At 36.8% G+C, this 16,301-nt stretch carries 12 protein-coding genes; 1 reads left to right on the plus strand and 11 read right to left on the minus strand.

The genetic code is table 11. From position 1 onward, the window contains the following. Positions 1-52: 52 nt before the first annotated feature. From yaaA to DWZ33_RS14755, 10 genes are all read right to left on the minus strand, one after another. Entirely contained in the window at positions 53-814 is a 762-nt protein-coding gene (gene yaaA, locus DWZ33_RS14700) for a peroxide stress protein YaaA (RefSeq protein ID WP_118455571.1), read from the minus strand. 752 nt (positions 815-1,566) lie between these two features. Further along, complete coding sequence (locus tag DWZ33_RS14705) at positions 1,567-2,397, minus strand: sialate O-acetylesterase (RefSeq protein ID WP_118455572.1); 831 nt, start codon at positions 2,395-2,397, stop codon at positions 1,567-1,569. Between the two features lie 86 nt (positions 2,398-2,483). Beyond that, a complete protein-coding gene (locus DWZ33_RS14710) occupies positions 2,484-2,927 on the minus strand; it encodes a MarR family winged helix-turn-helix transcriptional regulator (RefSeq protein WP_118455574.1) in 444 nt (147 codons plus the stop codon). 1,599 nt (positions 2,928-4,526) lie between these two features. Beyond that, complete coding sequence (rlmD, locus tag DWZ33_RS14725) at positions 4,527-5,840, minus strand: 23S rRNA (uracil(1939)-C(5))-methyltransferase RlmD (RefSeq protein ID WP_118455578.1); 1,314 nt, start codon at positions 5,838-5,840, stop codon at positions 4,527-4,529. 9 nt (positions 5,841-5,849) lie between these two features. Next, the gene (locus DWZ33_RS14730) at positions 5,850-6,686 is read right to left on the minus strand and encodes a YihY/virulence factor BrkB family protein (protein WP_182425756.1); all 837 of its coding nucleotides are present in this window, start codon (positions 6,684-6,686) and stop codon (positions 5,850-5,852) included. A 63-nt stretch (positions 6,687-6,749) separates the two neighbouring features. Further along, positions 6,750-7,871 (minus strand): DHHW family protein, encoded by a 1,122-nt coding sequence (locus DWZ33_RS14735; RefSeq protein WP_118455582.1) that lies wholly within the window; start codon positions 7,869-7,871, stop codon positions 6,750-6,752. Positions 7,872-7,886: 15 nt separating this feature from the next. Continuing rightward, the gene (locus DWZ33_RS14740; RefSeq protein ID WP_022939033.1) at positions 7,887-9,293 is read right to left on the minus strand and encodes an MBOAT family O-acyltransferase; all 1,407 of its coding nucleotides are present in this window, start codon (positions 9,291-9,293) and stop codon (positions 7,887-7,889) included. Between the two features lie 14 nt (positions 9,294-9,307). Then, on the minus strand, positions 9,308-9,991 hold the full coding sequence (locus DWZ33_RS14745) for a DUF4358 domain-containing protein (protein ID WP_118455583.1): 684 nt from the start codon (positions 9,989-9,991) through the stop codon (positions 9,308-9,310). 124 nt (positions 9,992-10,115) lie between these two features. Further along, on the minus strand, positions 10,116-10,733 hold the full coding sequence (locus DWZ33_RS14750) for a hypothetical protein (protein WP_118455585.1): 618 nt from the start codon (positions 10,731-10,733) through the stop codon (positions 10,116-10,118). Between the two features lie 122 nt (positions 10,734-10,855). Next, a complete protein-coding gene (locus DWZ33_RS14755; RefSeq protein WP_118455587.1) occupies positions 10,856-13,984 on the minus strand; it encodes a hypothetical protein in 3,129 nt (1,042 codons plus the stop codon). A 384-nt stretch (positions 13,985-14,368) separates the two neighbouring features. Here DWZ33_RS14755 and DWZ33_RS14760 point away from each other — a divergent pair, with 384 nt between their 5' ends. After that, complete coding sequence (locus DWZ33_RS14760) at positions 14,369-14,935, plus strand: tyrosine-protein phosphatase (protein ID WP_118455589.1); 567 nt, start codon at positions 14,369-14,371, stop codon at positions 14,933-14,935. A gap of 114 nt (positions 14,936-15,049) precedes the next feature. Here DWZ33_RS14760 and DWZ33_RS14765 read toward each other — a convergent pair whose 3' ends face one another. Then, positions 15,050-16,288 carry a hypothetical protein gene (locus DWZ33_RS14765; RefSeq protein ID WP_118455590.1) on the minus strand — a complete coding sequence of 413 codons (1,239 nt, stop codon included), beginning with the start codon at positions 16,286-16,288 and terminating at the stop codon, positions 15,050-15,052. Between the last annotated feature and the right edge of the window lie 13 nt (positions 16,289-16,301).

Genomic DNA, 16,301 nt, shown 5'->3' on the forward strand with positions numbered 1-16,301 from the left:
ATCACTTTTAATTGTAAACTTTTAACAGCATTGAAACAAGCGATATTTTAAATCATTTGTATTTATTCATTGAAAAACGATCGCGTGTAAACACATAATGCTCATGATTTGAAAGGGTTGGCTGAAAATGATAGCCAAGCCGATCAAAGCTTTGTGCAGCTTCTGGCTCTTCAGCTTTTATTTCGGCCAGATAACGCACCATTTCACCCCGAGCTTTTTTCACATAGACGCCCTTCTCTTTATATCCATCATCACATTGTTCCATGAAATAGCATTTGATCATACGAACTTGGCTCTTTTTGTATCTTCTGATTATTTTACTGTATTGAACACTTGATAAATCAAGAATGCACGATGATTCATCAAGACCTTCATAGAGCTTATTTCCCCAAAACGCATACAAGCTGTCCCATGGTCCATATTTAAAGCGATTGTTTAATTCCAGCCGATAAGGAAGCACACCGTCAAATGGCCGCAAAAGGCCATAAAAACCAGATAAGATACGCACATGTGCCTCACAATAAGCGAGCTGCTCATCGGTAAATACGTGCGGTGCCATTGATGTGTACTGAATGCCTTGATAGCTGAGCAGAGCCGCTGTTCCGCATTCATTCAAATCCATATGCTGATACTGTTTATATGCCTCATGAGCAATCACTTCATTGCACTCAAGAATATATTGAAGCTGCGGCTGAGTGAATGAGCGAACGATTTTCAAAAGCTCGGCACTCTCTTTTAAGAAAAGCGGCTGATTCACTTCAAAATAATTATTATCAGTATTCATCCGTTTAGCCGGAGAAATGATTATTTTCATACTATCACCAGCATTAAAATACCATAAATCAGCGGTTTTCTAAAGCCGAAAGCACTTATTTAACAAGATTTTAATGTAAGAACCAATTCGTAATAATAGATGCAATGCATTAAAAAAAGATGCAAGTCAACATGGACGTACATCTTTTGTTAATAATTTAATATCATTGGGGACAATATCCTTCAATTCATGTCTGAATCAGAAATTCATTATAGAATCGCTATCTCACTAACTACTTCAAGGATCTGTATTTCATAAAATCAGCACCCAATTTAATATCAATTAAATTTACTTTCTTACAAGCAGAGTAATAGATTCGACGTGTAAAAAGTCATTCATACTGATTTTCGAAACCTTCTTTCTCATCGTATTACAAAGCACTTTCGTATAGTAACATATACTTTATTCAATAGTTGAACTAATTAGATCATGATTTATTAATCTTCAAACGCAATAATCGCTTTTCTAATTTTTAGAATGATACCAAATCCCCATACAAAACTACCAAAAATAAGTGTTATTATCAATTACGCTGTAGTAACTGCTAATATCTTTGTAAGGGTAATTGTGATAATTATTCCAATAATGATTAGAATTTCAGCAAAAGTTCCAAATGTTTCAAGTTGTGATTTTGTTTTAATAAGATTTAAGGCAGATATTTCACCTATTAGATAACGGGAGCTTATAAAGTTCACTCCAGCAGTTTATGAGATTTTCAGCTTGTTTCCTATATAGATTAGAAGTTATATCTTTTACTTTAAAAAATTCATTACTTCTTCCATAGAACCTTTTCCTAAGGTAAATTGTTCTAGTGTTATATATCTTTTCTCCGCAATAGTGTATTCTCTTTCACACAATTCCTTTACTATATTCACTTCATTGTCTAATGGCTCGATGATATTAGATTTGGTCTGATAAGCTTCAAAATATCTAATGCCAAATCTTCTTTGAGACTCCGCATTAATATGGATACCATCTGGATTAGAGTATAGTTTTTCCCCTGTTACAAAATAACAATTCTTATTATTTTCAGCATATTCATGTAATTCTTTGTTTATTAAATCATACTCTACACAACTTTTTCCAAATCCAGATTTACCTAAATAATCTCCCAAACCGCCAACAATGAACGGAATTTCCAAAGTTCCCAGTTCTTTTCTGAATGAATTAACTAAAACATTAAGTTTTTGATAATAATTTTTGTATTTTTCGCTTCGACCGTCACTTTCTCCTTGATGCCACAAAATGGCAATCAATTCACTGTTTTCCATAGCGAATTTTGCTTCACTAACAGCATGACGAAATAAAGCCCCTTCTTTATTCCATTCATCAATGGAACTTCCTCCTTCCGCACAAGGGATAAGTCCAATTTGTTCATCCTTATTTGCGTTACACCATGCCTGTGCAAAGGAAGCCGCTGGTCCAACACCAGCAACCGACCTGTCAAAGTGTATAGGTTCTGTCATCATTTGCCATCTGCCGTTTCTTAGCATAAAAATATTTTCATTATAAATCGGCGTAACCTCATTCAAAAAACCACGTCCTGCCATATTTGATTGTCCTATAAGTAAAACTGATTTCATCACTATTTTCCTTTCGTTTTCATTTTTTTGTCATTACATCATTTCTCTTAAATATTAGGGTGTCTCTATCACTACTATACTTTCTCTCATTTCTTATGCACCACTTTTAGCTCTTTTTCAAACAAAATATTAAAAAGATCCAGTGTGTCTATAATCTGTTCCATTCGTTCATCACCTATTTTTTTTGTAATACGTTCTTCTGTTTCCAATAATGGCCGTACGATATTTTCCGCATACTTTTTTCCGTCTTCTGTAAAAACAACCAGTTTTTCTCTTCTATCTTCTTTGCTTGCTTCAAGAACAATAAGCCCTCTCTTCTTCAAATCACGTATTACTGTACTTACTGTCGCTTTTATCAGCCCGAATTCTTCTGTGATTGTCTTTTGAGTAAGTCTGTGCTTTGCGTTCAAGGCATAAAGAATTATGAGTTCTGGATATCCTATTTCACACTGATTTGCCCAACGGGCATAAAGAGATGTTCCCTTTGACCCCACAGACAATAACTCATACGCTTTTGTAATTTGATACATAACAGCCTCCTAACAATATTTTTAAACCCTTATTTAATATTTACAAATACTATTATAAGATTTTGAAATTCTTTGTCAAGCGTTTTAACTACTTTTCCATATCTGAAAAGATAAAAAAAGCCCAGATAAGTGTCGCTATGTCACAATGCGTTCTCTTAATCCGAGTTCATAATTCTCTGTCTTCTTATTATCTTTCATAAAGTTACAAGATGGAACGGTGATGTAGATATGCCAAGTAAAAAACAAATTAAAGTTACAATTGCCCTTGCTGGCACTTCGTAAAGGAAATTAGCCATACGCATTGGGACAACACCAGCAAATTTTAATCAGAAATTAAAACGCGGGACATTTACAGATGAGGAACTAAGCCAAATAGTAGAGGCTTTAGGAGCAAAATCTCATTCCTACTTTGAGTTTGAAGACGGTACTAAAATTTAATAGCACAACAAAAACAGTGAATTCACTGTTTCATGCACAATTTAATCAAACTGAAAAAGGTTTGTCGCTTTGTCCTCCATCTAGGATTGCTATAGAAGATAGCTTCAATTTTTTCAATTTCCGCTATATAAGCCTTAATAAATGTTTGATCATATTTAGAATTGGCATCTCCCGCCAATTGATGATTATCCTCATCCAAATTATCGAAAGCCACAAAAAGATATAAATTTTTATCATATCATCATATTCGTTATCATCATGCGTTCGAAAAACATCAGCAAAACCATCTTTTAACCAGCACCTTACTTTCATTCCATTGCACTTTGCGATTGCATCATCACTCAGTTCTTCTCGATCCTTTATTTCCCCTTTTAAACTATAAAACACAATATCACGTAAATTAGTTTTTTACCAAGCCCCTGATATCTTAAGAAATCTGGTAAAAATATGTTACTTATCTGAATTTGCCTATATTCAAAATTTATAAAAAATCTCAGCAATAGAAAAGCTGTTTGTTGTTCAGTATCATAGTTATCTTTATGGTATCCATTTATTTCGACTTGATAGATATTATCACTTAACCAAAAGTCTGTTATCTTGAACTCAAAATATTGTTCGGTATATTCAACCTTGTATGTATACAGTTATTAGAAAATTCTATCAATGATATCATAACCATATCAAAAATTTGTTTACACTTATTATCAAGTGCTGATTCATTTATTTTTATAAACCTATGATAAAATAAAAAAACTAGAGAAGCTATTTTAGCCTCTCTGGCATTAGTAGTATAAATCTACATCTATTTTAAAGGTAACTTCAGTTTTAACCAGCTCTTCTCCATCATTGTATACATATAAATTTCTATCTGCAATCGTAAATGAGTTTACTGCTTTGCCGTTCAAATTTTTATTATTTGCATTCTGCATAAGCACTTTTACGATATTGATATTATCTCGACTAGGATCCCCTATAACGATTTTATAAATAAAGTTATCAAAAAATATATATTCATTTATTTCAGGCTTTTTCTTTTTATCTACAAGATATGATCTTAATTTCTGAATGTATTCTTTTTGTCTTTTTTTTCAAGACTACAAAAAAAAACATAACATAATGTGATAAAAATGGTATTTTTAATATTTATCAGGATTTTTTAAATTATTTTCTACATAGCAATACGATTGACTCCACATGCGCCGTATTTGGGAACATATCGACAGGCTGCACCACCTTTACCTCATAACGATCCAGCAGAATATCCAGATTTTTTCCCAACGTCGCCGGATTGCATGAAATATATACAATCTCCCTGATTTTACTTCGCAAGATCGTTTCCAGCATTGCATCATCAAGACCACTGCGCGGCGGATCGACCACGAGCAGATCAATCTCCCTTTTCTTTGATAAATAAGTCAGCTTATCAGCGGCATCCGCACAAATAAAGGATACATTATCAGCATGATTCAACTTAGCATTCGCATTCGCGTTAACCACCGCATCCTTGATACTTTCAATACCGATAATTTCATCAGCTTTATCTTTTAAATATAATGAAATACCGCCTACCCCGCTGTATGCTTCTACAATCAAGCCATAGTGTTCCTTAAGAAGTCCCTTGGCGGTTGAATAGAGCCGCTTAGCCTGCAGAGTATTCAGCTGAAAGAAAGAACGCGGTGAAAGCTGAAGCTTTAAATCATCCATACGGATATCCAAAGTACGCTCGCCTGCCAGAAGCACCAGCTTAGGCCCGAATATTTCCGGTGTCTTTTTGATCGTATTCACACTCTGCCACAACGAAACTACACCCTTAATCTGCATGATAGCCTCAATCATTGACGCTGGCAGTTCCTCCTCACCCGTTACCAAGGTAATCTGTGAGCGGCCGTCAATCATACGAATAATTAAAGAACGGAAGCCCTTTTTCTGATGATAATCATAACTCCTGCACCGATAATCATTCAGTACGTTTAAAACAGCCTTGCGCGTCTGTTCCAGATCCTGATCATGAATTACACAGTGATCGATCTCATTAAAATAATTTGAATTTGGCTGATACATCCCTGTCACTAATTCGCGTTCCTCATTCATTGAAAACGGCAGTTTCAGCTGATTACGGTAATTAAACACGTTCTCTGAAGGAATAATCTTCTTAATCAGCCGCGGGTTTACATGAGCATACTTAATCAGCGCCTGCTTCAGATTAGCTTCTTTGACAGCACATTGATCCTCATAATCAGTAATCATCAGCGGACAAGCACCGCAGCGCCCCTGTATCTTACATTTCGGCTTAACGCGATGCTCGGAGGTCTTCACGATCTTCTTTACTTTCCCAACCGCATAAGTCTTATTGTTAGCAGTTATCTCAATATCTGCCTCTTCTTTAATCAATACCCCCTCAACAAACACCGGCTTGCGGTTGATATAACCAATCCCCTCACCGTTTATTCCCATTTTTTCTATTACTACACGCATACGCTTCTCCTATTTCTTCATGAATTTATTTTCTAAAAAGCCTTGTACGCCTTCATGAACTGACGTACAGAAATTAAATAAACCAGCAGCCTTCATTCTCGGATGCTCGGTTTTATCTTCAAAAACCACATTCAATAAATAACCAAAATAAATAATACTCGAAATCACATAAATCGACAACAGCAAGACGACTAACGATGCCAATGGCCCATAAACCAGCGAATAACTGGTAAAACGATTTACGATATAGAAAAACAAATAGCCGACACCACTGATACTGATTGTCGCGAATAAACCGCCGACTGCCCCATAAGACAATTCCTTTTTTTCAAAAGATATCGTTCGATAAAACAAAATAAAGGCAATCAGCAAGATCGCGCAGACCCCTGCCGGCATCAAATACGGCAGCCATGTGCCAAGCAGAATCAACGCATAAATTGACGCAATCACATATCCGCATAATACCAACGACACAATTAATGATTTGATTCTGATCGACCATTTCGGATAGGTGATTTCTTCATGCTGAGCACTGACTAAAAGAAATGAATAAATACTTCTTGAAGCCAGCCACATAGAAATTGCCAGCGTTGTAATCAATGGCACTAATCCGCTGACTTCTTTGCTTAAGATAAAATCTACATAGGGAGTTATATAATCAGCTGGCAGAAATTTTGTACCAAACTCAATGATTATCTGAGGATCAAGGTAAAAAATGACAAAGAGCATGACAAAGATTGTCAGCGCCGGTGCCAGTGCCAGCAAAAACGAAAAAGATAATGAATAACAAAACAGACTGCCTTCAAATGAAGTAAACTGTTCAATCAGCTTTCTAATTTTATCCACCTTTACCACCTTTACTATTATACCTTATTCTTTGCTTAAAAAGCAAAAAAGAGGAAAGTTCCTCTATTTTAAGAAAGTAAAATTCACATCACTCATAAAATTCTTGCCGCTGTACAGAATCAATACCCGATCAATTTCATGCTCATCGATATATTCAGAAATTGAATATTTGTAATAGCGTAGATCAAGCAGATCAATTTCACTAAAGGCCTGAAGCAGATACGGGGTAAATATATTAGCATATGAATCACGCAGAATCAGTAATTTTTCATGCCGATCAGCATTCGTTTTGATCTGTACCAGAGAATGATTGCCATTCAAATAATAAGTATATTTATCCTTAACATTCAAATTATCTTCAAGATATACATTATTATCTATCAATCCTGTATCCGGATAAGTCACAGTAATTTGTTCATCATTAACCAATTTGATAATAACATCGGGTTTAATGCCATAGGCACCTGATTGTGAAGCAAGTGTACCAAGAAAATCATCGGCCACAACCTCATACACATAGCTCTCGCTGATTGGCAGATCAAGGGCCTCTGCATAACATTGATAAGCCAGACCCGCGCCATAGATTGAATAATGATGATCAGTTCTAAAATATAAATCCTCATTTGCATGTGCCAGAAAAGTTTCATTCACATTAACAAAATTAATCCGTGAAGTTAATTTACTTTGAATATCATCAATCAATGCCAGCTGATCAATATCATCACTGATCCATGGCAGCTTGGCCTTTTGAATCGCGGCGGCACCTGGTATCAGCATCATATCAATCTTTACCTGCTGATCCAACGCGTCAGCGAATTGATTCACATAACGTATATTCTTATCAACAAGCGCTGCATCAACAGCAGACAGTTTTTCAATCAGCGTATCATCCTTACCGAAATAAACGCCATTATTTTCAACCTTGCCGAGCAGCAGACGCTCCATTGAAGTTTTTGCCGCAACCCATTGATCACGGCCGGCAAATTGATCAGTGATAAAGGTTTCATAATTACTTGTGAATTCATGATTCAGCAGCTTTTTCACTGAAAATTCCGGAAACTGAGCAAGTATACGATTTTCATTCGGTGAGAAAGAGCGAACCGGACGCAGAATATTCATGATAAATAAACCGCTTAGAATGAATGCAAACATACCGATGGTGATACGGTCAATCATTTTTTTCATAATTCTGCCTCCTTCCTAAAACCGAAAATATAAAAATGGGTTATAGCTGGCATCGACAATATAAGCTGTACTTGCAAGCAGCAGGAACATCAATACAAGCGGAACCAGCACATAACCAGGCTGATTTTCAATAAATCGATGATACAGCTTTTTACCAAGCGGCAATGATGCAATCGTCAGGATTACCAGCATGATTGCATAATTAGCTAATAAATAAATCGATGAGCTATCAAAAAGGCCATTGCCATTCAGGGCAAACATCGCCCGCAGATAAGTGAATATCGAAGGTCCGTCACTCAGGGCAAACAATACCCAAGAAATCAAAACCAATATCAACGTATATAAATGCGTGATAACTGCCGGGCAAGCATCAAGCAGCCGCTTCAAAAAGAGTTTTTCAATGATCAGCAGAACACCAAAGTAGCAGCCCCACCAAAGAAAATTCCAGCTTGCGCCATGCCAAAAACCGGTCAGCATCCAAACCACTGCAAGATTCAATATCATTCTAAATGTTCCCTTGCGGTTGCCGCCAAGCGGGATATAGACATATTCTTTAAACCATACGGATAAAGAAATATGCCAGCGGCGCCAGAATTCAGTGATACTTTTAGAAATATAGGGATAATTAAAGTTTTCTAAGAAGGTAAAACCAAACATTTTACCAAGGCCAATAGCCATATCGCTGTATCCTGAAAAATCAAAGTATATCTGGAAAGCAAAAGCGATAATTCCCAGCCAGGCTGCTAATACGCTCATGCTGCCAAAATCCATTTTCTGAACAGTTTCCCATAATAATCCAATGTTATTAGCAAGCAGCACTTTTTTAGCGAGACCTAATATAAAACGCTGCACACCATAAGCAAATTGATCTGCCGAGGATTCACGATGTTCCAATTGATCCGCCACATCATTATATCGAACGATGGGACCGGCAATCAGCTGCGGGAATAAGGTAACATAGGTGCCGAAATTGATAATGTTCTTCTGGGCATCCGCCTGATGACGGTAAATATCAATCGTATAGGACATTGTCTGAAAAGTATAAAACGAAATACCGATTGGCAATGCTAAACCTAACGGATGCAATACCTGTGCGTTCAGCAGACTATTCAGACTGCCAGCCAGAAAATCATAATACTTAAAGAAACCAAGCAATGAAAGATTCATTACTACCGATATGATTACAAACCTTTTTGCTCTTTGCCGATCAATGTCCCGATACTTGGCAACATAATAACCATTGACATAATCAATGCCGATCGATAGGAACATCAAGAGTATATAGACCGGTTCTCCCCAGCCATAGAATATCAAATTGACGATCAATAATAATAGATTACGATATTTTAAAGGTGTCAGCTGATAAATCAGCAGCACTAAAGGCAAATATATATAAAGGAATAATACACTGCTGAAAATCATATTTTCCCAACTTTCTATTTTAAATTCGTTTCAACAATTGATGCCACCTCATCCACATTTCTGGCAGCAATATACACAATTATATCACCGATTTCAATAATTTTTGAATTATTAAACATTTCTTGTTCCATTTCGTAAAAACTGCCTTCATTCTTACCATAAGTATCACGCGCATTGATACCGGCTTTCACCGCATCCATCTGATTAGCCTTTACTTTAAAGATGGCTGCTTCATCACCGCCCGGTGACATTAAATTCTTTAACACAATGGCTGTCTCATAGTGATCCGTACCAATTCCGCCGTATAGATCAGCAATCTGCTGATTGTCCATCATCATACTCATAGAGAAAAGATCCGTTGCCTGAATGGCAGTTGCCAATGCGTCAAGATCCGCAGTTAAAGTTTCCTCAGGCTCATCTTTAGGCGCTTCCGGCTCTGAAGGTGCAGGAGCTGCCGGTTTAGAAGGTACAATCGGTTCCGCGCTTTCCTGATCATTTTGATCTAACTCTTCATCCTTTTCTTCTTCATCATTGATTTCTTTATTTTCTTCCTTTTCATCCTCTTTATCAGAAGCAATGTCATTATTAGTTGCAGGTTCTACAACCTTATTCTGGTCATCTTTTGGTTCCTCATTCTTAGGTGCACAGCCGGCTAATAAAATCAGCATGCAGCATAATAGTGTTTTTGTGTTTTTCATCTCTTATTCTCCTTCATAAAATGCTATCCTATTAAATCATGATTCAATAAAAGATACCAGTCATTTTCCATAAGTTGCGAAATTCTAAGGCAACCTGCATGATTCCATAAAACGTAAAGAGCACCTAAGTGCTCTGATTGATTAATTCACTGACTGCATCAATTAATGTCTGATTCTCTTCCAATACGCTGTAAATGATCCAATCATTAATCCGTATGATCGATGCCTGATTGACATTCAAAGCGGACGGATACTGTGCCAGCAGAAAGGCCTGACGCTGAATCACTTTTTGATAGACCTGATCGCTCATTCCCGCTCTGGCTTTAAATACTGCTGCTTCATAAATACCCTGCTCTATAATTCGATTGCCGCCTACAAATTCTTCTACCAAAAGCTCATTCACACCATAAATTTCATAGATTGAAATGGGTGTAAAATAATTCAGTTCATAAAGTGCCGCGGCATCTTTAAAGCGAGCCACAATATCCAAAAATGAAACTTCTTTATTTACCGGTGCCTCTTCTTCTGGTTCAATTGGCAGTACAGGTCTTACAACCTGCTGAATAATAATTGGCGGTACAACCTCATTATTTTCCTTTTTTTCTTCATTGTTTTCTTGATTTACTTCATCATCTGAAGGTGTCACTTCCTCTTTGACACCTTCAGAATTAACTGTAAAATGATAATGATTCACATTTACACAGCCGGTTAAAAATAAAAGCAATATACATACAATTTTCATTTCCTCACCCTTGGCTATTAAATCATATTTTATACAAAATTGTTAGCGGAAATAAATGGGACTTAAAAAAGGAAAATCTGAAGCTAAAGGTTTAATTCAGCCAAGACTATTATTTTTATTAATTATTCACTATAAGCTGCCGCATATTCAGGGTCAGTATACAGCGGACTCCAATAAATGCCGTAACTGTTGATCCAGCAGCCATCAACTTCTTGATTCCGAACCATTCTGCCCTCACCGTCGAAGTAATACCAGCGTCCCTCACTGCTTGGCAGCCAATAATTTTTCACATATGTATAATTTTGGAAATAGTACCAATCAAGGTTATGTGCCTGCCATTGTGAAGCCCTAGCCGTATAATCTGTATTAAAATAATACCAATTGCCACCTAAAAGCCGCCATGAATCAGCAAGTACACCCGCTTCATCCGCCCAGTAAATACGATAGCTTTCATCATATTGCTGATCAAAAGAAACAGCAGTTGATGTTTCCACAAGATTTCCTTCTTGATCTAAAATGATCCAAGTCTTTTTTACCGGCTTACCATCTTTACCTAGATATGAAAGCTGATAATTCAGTCCATACTGTCCTAAACTTTTAACTGGCGTCTTGATGTATTCTACAACACGGCTGTCAGCTTTTACGGCAAAACAGTTCTTATGCGGATTATAAGTGCTGCCGGTACTGCTGCTTTCGGAAGCTGCTTTGCCTTTGATAGTGAAAGAGATAGATTTTTCGAGTGATTTGCCAGTTTTAATCCATTCATCGGTTTGAATATACTGTTCCTCATCAAAGATGACTCTCAATGTATAATCACCTTCATTATCAATTTTAAAAGCTGCCGTATAAGGTTCCTTATCCCATGTACCATTGGGATTAACACTCCATGAAGCCGGAACATATCGTAAATCATTTAATCCGGGCTTAGAATGATTAAGATTTGCTCCGATTGCCGTAAAGGTAATCGATTCACCTGTCTTGAATTCCGCATCAATTTCAATGCCGCTAATTTCATTGTCGGTTTTATTCAGATCTAAGATTGCATCCTTTTTTCTTAACTCAATACGGATTGATCGTTTAGGCTGAGTAAACGTGATTTTAGTATCACTTATTAGCGTATAGCTTAAATCCAAAGGTTCATACGGACCATTTTCCTTACTCCAATTACGTGCGGAGAAAATAATTTCATCCTCATCAGTAATACTGCGCGGAAAGATTACCTCAACCGTATCCGGACTGTATACCAAGGCTGTTCCTTCAGCTGTTTCATTTACCTTACCAAATTTACTATAAATATTACTTACATTTTGCTGATTATCATACACCGTGATATTTTCACCATCACAGATTACTTCATCAGCAAATAATTGATATCCCGCACCGCTAAATATTGAATCTTGCCATTGTACAGACTTGTCTTCTTTTCGATATGTCCAGTAATTTGTGTTTTTTTCATTCCAAAGTCCTACCGATACAGTTTCTGTTATAGCACCATTTACTTCCGTGTTGATATATCCGATGCTGCCGCCGCTGATCTGAAGCATTGCCGGAACATTATATAACAATACAGAAGCAAGGTTAAGATCATCTGGCTGTGCTTCAAAATGTGAGCTGCTGTTAAGAACTAAACCGCCTTTCATATAAAGACTGCCAACAACACAGGCTGCATAACCTCCGGATCCCGGTTTTAATTCACCATCATTCATGATTAATTTGTCAACCGAATAAACCGCTGATCCGGCCCGCTGAAAACCATTCCCATCAGCATCACCCGGCTGATAAGCAGGGCCATTGCCACCGCTGAGAGTAGCACCGTTGACCGTAATCTTACTGGCATTATAGACAGCATGGCCGCCCAGTACAGAACCAGTACCGCCGCTGATTTGTCCATTTGTGTTAAACACACTGTCTGACCAGCAGCGTGAAACACCATAGCCGCCATAGGTGCCATTGCCACCCCTAACAATACCGTTTACATTCACCTGAGCACCTGTAATACCATTACCGCCATAACCATTCTCAAAAGTTGTACTGCCGCCGATTATTTCTGCGGAAGCAGCAACATTCACAATTACCGGCAGGTAATTAGCATCTGCAATAATTGCCGCACCGCCGTTTGAACCACTTGAATTCAACCCTTGCAGCGTCACATTTTCACCAATATTCACAATAGGTGAAACATCATCATAAGGAGAAATATTAAAATCGCTCAAAGTTGAAATCTTCAATACATAACCGGCTATCTTGTCACAGCTGCCGGCATCATACATATCACTATCCATCTCCACAATCTCTTCGTAAGCTGAATCCGGAATGATAATTGATGTATCACTGATTGAAAAACCGATTGCACAATCTCTTTCATACATATGTGAATTAAAAGAATCGGTACTTTCAATATCAATGACACCATAAGGAAATGATGCCTCAGCAGGAATGACCGTACTATTTTCGATAATTGCATTATAGGTTGCTGAAATCAAACTGCCGCCAGAAGAATCTTTATCTTTATCCACACAGCCAATGATTGACGCATTTTTAATTTCCAATTTATTTACATAAGATATTAAAGGATTATCAGCTGCCCCTCTCAAAGTAACTTTTTCATCAATCACGCCGCCTTTTACACTGCCGCCATCAATTACAACATGATAACAGTTATGAATAGCACCGCCTTCAATCTTTTTAACACCCTGGCCGCTTTCAACTTCACCATAAATCAAGACTTCCTTGAAACCTCGAATTGCGACCCCGGACATATAACTAAAAAAAGAACTCGCATAAGAACTGCCAATCAGTTTTGCATCATGCTCTACAATTAGATTAGCGCCTTTTTCACCTTCGACAGTTGTCCCCTTCGCTCTTGAATTAGCATAATGTCCAACAATCGTAACATTGCTTAGCGTTAATGTTTTATCTGCCTTAACGTATAAATACAAACCCTCTATCGTATTATTTGATCCCATTAATGTCAGACTTTTGTCTATCGTATAGCTATGATTATTGTTATCACTGCTTAAATCAGATAAATCTATTACCGCATTCTCATTTGCCGACTGAATAGCATTTTGTAATTCCGTGAAGCTTGCAGGCTTAAAATCAGCCGCAAGGTTCTGGCTTACAGTTGTATCTATTTCCATTTCATTTGTGATATTATCTGCCTCATCCGCCAATAATAGCTTTGAGTCTGACCATAATACATTCATACATGTCATCATTGCCAATCCGATTTTTATAATTTTCTTATCCATATCGCTGCTCCCTTGCCATTTTATCTGCTGCATATTAACAATCTTTTTAAGCAGTGCCCATCAATTCATACCATTAATATCAAAGTTGCTCACTCATGATTCAACAATATGTTTGATTAGTGTCATAAAGTATACTTTACGAGACATTTGTTTAAGAGCATAAAACGGGCCTAAAAGGTAACAAATCACAGTGAATATCTTTACAAAACGGCTAAAAAAGCATAAAATGTAACTGTCTTATAAAGTATACTTTATGAGACAGTTTTTATATACATACTAAGAAAATGCTGGGTTATAGCGTATTTTAAAGCTTTATATCCAGCTAAAAAACTTTATAAAGCTGATAAATTAAAGCGATAAGGATATAAAGAAGGTGTTATAGTCATGAGTTCTTTATTACAATCAACAAGAAATACACGTGCGTTACCAACGGGCAGCCTGCGATTTATCAGAAGTGATCTTCCGGAAAAATTGAGTAATGAGGAAGTTTTGTGGTTATTAGACAATAATATAACGACAATTATTGATTTGCGCTCAGACGAAGAATTAGCTGAAAAAACATGTACTCTTAAAAATTGCGAGGGATTTACATATATCCATCTGCCAGTTACAGGCGGTGGTGGTACCCCCAAGTCACTTGCTCATCTGTATACCATTTATCAACAGATGCTCGATGCGAAGATGGATACCATTATTGATACAATTCTGAATGCAGAATCCAATGTGCTGTATTTCTGTACGGCAGGCAAAGACCGTACTGGCGTAGTTTCAGCAATTATTTTAAAACGGCTTGGATTCAGTGATGAAGTAATTATTGAGGATTATATGAAATCTAAAGATAATTTAATGGACTTGCTTACAGCCCATGTAAGTGCTCATCCCGAGGTCGATATCGAAATTATTGTTCCGCATCCTGAAAACATAGCACAATTACTAAAATATCTGCCATAAAAATTACTCCATAGCATATCACGGAAATAAATAAAGATACATTTATTCTCTCCTGTAAACAGGAAATGATAGAGAATATATGTATCTTTTTACTTTAACTAATTATTTTGGTTATCATTGCTTTTCCTTATCAAGAATAAACTCTTTCAGCTGATTTATTATGTATTCAGCATATTTTTCTCCTTCCCCTTTAGGAAATTTAGTCAGCATCGATTCAAAATTATCTCCATATTCATCTTCAGCCACTATATACCCAGCATTAGCATCAGTCAATCCCCATATTAATACTTTATGCTCAGGGAATGCTGCTTTGATTTGAATCGAAAATTGGGTAAACATCGCCGCACCAACCATTACCAGATAAAGATTACCAATACTCAAAAGCCGTGTACTGATGATTTCATAAGGTGCTTTCATTTGCCTTTGATTCATTTCTAAATAATTTAGTCCAAATTTCAAGGAAGCTTTTTCCTTTTCATCAGCGTTATTCATTAACTGAATGATTCGATCACGCTTCTTTGCTAATTCAATAAGACTTTTTTGATTATCAACCTTATAAGAAATATCTTTTACGCATATACCCGATTTTTCTATCGGTTTGAAATGAAGATCACTTAATTGTGAGCAAATTCCATCATTCATTCTTTGCAGCTCTTGTTCATCACGACTTTTCCGATATAAACGATTTGAAACATTGCCTTGAGCGCCATTCATCATAAATACCTCTACCTGATAAAGCTCCTGCATCGAATCACGGATTGCGCCAAATAAATCGGCACTGATTTTTACGTTCTCTGAACCTAGTACAGTTGGATAACAGCCAATATTCACAATCATATAAATAGGCTTTTTCAAATAATCAAAACGGATGCAAGAGACATCTTTATCACAAGGCAGCTCCATACCATTACGATTCCCATAACAGCCGTCTATCTTTTGCACTGCATAGCTGACTTCAACTTCAACACCTTCACCGCAGCCAAGCCATGCCGCTTCCATTTGATTAACTAAAAATTCACGATAACCTGGTGAGGCGCCATGATTAGGATCATCAAATATACCATTTACCATTGTTTCAGGAGCACTATGAGTACAAGTTGTTGATATTAAAATGTGGTCATAGTTGACACCATGTTTTACGATACGCCTTTTCATTTGTTCCAAAAGCTCTGGATCAAGGCTCAGCAAATCAAGACTGTAAAGAACATAAACTTCATTCTTTTCAATTATTTTTAAACAGGATGCATAAAGATCATCAAGAACTTCGCTGCATAATTGATTCCTTCCTTCATAACCGCATAGATAAGCAGGCTGATTAGGCGTGATTTTAACTTTATGAAATGATATTTTCATCGCTTCTCTCCCT

This window comes from Dielma fastidiosa (assembly GCF_003475485.1).
In the GTDB taxonomy this organism is placed as follows: domain Bacteria; phylum Bacillota_I; class Bacilli_A; order Erysipelotrichales; family Erysipelotrichaceae; genus Dielma; species Dielma fastidiosa.